The organism is Mesorhizobium sp. M2A.F.Ca.ET.037.01.1.1 (assembly GCF_003998075.1).
Classification (GTDB): domain Bacteria; phylum Pseudomonadota; class Alphaproteobacteria; order Rhizobiales; family Rhizobiaceae; genus Mesorhizobium.
On the sequence record NZ_RZSA01001164.1, the window covers coordinates 1 to 1,859 of the forward strand.

The 1,859-nt window shown below is 64.9% G+C and carries 3 protein-coding genes; all 3 read left to right on the forward strand.

Annotated elements, in window-relative coordinates; genetic code table 11:
- The coding region (locus EOA27_RS34650) for an FAD-binding protein (protein WP_127258528.1) at positions 1–737 on the forward strand (737 nt) is incomplete at its 5' end.
- 2 nt (positions 738–739) lie between these two features.
- Positions 740–1,174 (forward strand): DUF3052 family protein, encoded by a 435-nt coding sequence (locus EOA27_RS34655; protein ID WP_126080479.1) that lies wholly within the window; start codon positions 740–742, stop codon positions 1,172–1,174.
- Positions 1,174–1,859 (forward strand): succinate dehydrogenase iron-sulfur subunit (locus EOA27_RS34660; protein ID WP_145970766.1); only part of this gene is annotated, 686 nt, incomplete at its 3' end. The genes EOA27_RS34655 and EOA27_RS34660, both read left to right, overlap by 1 nt.

The window sequence follows — 1,859 nt, forward strand, 5'->3', positions numbered from 1 at the left end:
ATAATATGGGCGGCGTGCCGACCAATTATTGGGGCGAGGTGCTCGACCCGACGGCCGAGAATCCCGACCGCGTGCTGCCCGGTCTGATGGCGGTGGGCGAGGCAGCGTGCGCGTCTGTGCACGGCGCCAACCGGCTGGGCTCCAACTCGCTGATTGATCTTGTCGTCTTCGGCCGTGCCGCGGCCATTCGCGCCGGCGAGGTGATCGACCGCAATTCGCCCATCCCTGCGCCCAACGCGGCCTCGGTCGAGAAAATCATGGACCGCTTCGACAGGCTGCGTCATGCCAACGGCTCGACGCCGACGGCAAGCTTGCGGGAAAAGATGCAGCGGGCGATGCAGGAAGACGCGGCGGTTTTCCGCACGCAGGAATCGCTCGACAATGGCTGCAAGCGCGTTTCCGAGATCTGGAGCGAGCTCAAGGACATCAAGGTCACCGACCGCTCGATGATCTGGAATTCCGACCTCGTCGAGACGCTGGAGCTGGAAAACCTGATGACCAACGCCATCACCACGGTCTATGGCGCCGCGGCGCGCAAGGAGAGCCGCGGCGCGCATGCGCGGGAGGATTTCTCGGCCCGCGACGACGCCAACTGGCGCAAGCACACGCTGGCCCATGTCGGCGAGGACGGCACGGTGACGCTCACGTACCGGCCGGTGCATACCGAGACGCTGCTGGCGGAAAAGGACGGCGGCATCAACCCGGCCAAGATCGCGCCGAAGGCCAGGGTGTATTGACGATGGCATTGGCGGCCGCGGGATATTCCGGCACGCCCCTTCCGGCCAAGCTCGGCCTGAAGGACGGCATGGTCGCCGCCTTCATCGCGCTGCCGCCGGAGCTCGATGATTTGGCCGAGGCAGTAAAGTTTGCCGAGGTCGATCGGCTGCCAAGGTGGTCGGCGATCTCGGGCAACCGGAAATACGACGCCGTGCACGCCTTCACCGGGCAGCGGGCCGAGATCGAGGACGGCTTGCCCGGCATCGAGACGGCGATCAAGCGCGACGGCATGGTCTGGGTCTCTTGGCCGAAGAAGGCATCGAAAGTGCCGACCGACGTCACCGAGGACGTGATCCGGTCGGAGGCGCTGAAGCGCGACCTGGTCGACGTCAAGGTCGCCGCCGTCAACGAAATCTGGTCCGGGCTGAAGCTCGTCATCCGAAAGGACCGCAGGTAATGGTCGAACTCACGCTTCCCAAGAATTCCAAGGTCCAGCAGGGCAAGACCTGGCCGAAGCCGGAGGGCGCCACCAACCTGCGCGAATACCGCATCTACCGCTGGTCGCCGGACGATGGCGGAAACCCGCGCATGGACACCTATTTCGTCGACATGGACGATTGCGGGCCGATGGTGCTGGACGCGCTGCTGTGGATCAAGAACAAGATCGACCCGACGCTGACGCTGCGCCGCTCCTGCCGCGAAGGCATTTGCGGCTCCTGCGCCATGAATATCGACGGCTCCAACACGCTCGCCTGCACCAAGGGCGCCGACGACATTTCCGGCGCGGTGAAGATCTACCCGCTGCCGCATATGCCGGTGATCAAGGACCTGGTGCCCGACCTCACCAATTTCTACGCCCAGCACGCCTCGATCGAGCCGTGGCTGAAGACGGTCTCGCCGACGCCGGCCAAGGAATGGCTGCAGAGCCATGAGGATCGCGAGAAGCTCGACGGGCTCTACGAGTGCATCCTGTGCGCCTGCTGCTCGACGTCGTGCCCGAGCTACTGGTGGAACGGCGACCGCTATCTCGGTCCGGCGACGCTGCTGCAGGCCTATCGCTGGCTGATCGACAGCCGAGATGAGGCGACGGGCGAGCGGCTCGACAATCTCGAAGACCCGTTCCGGCTCTATCGCTGCCACAC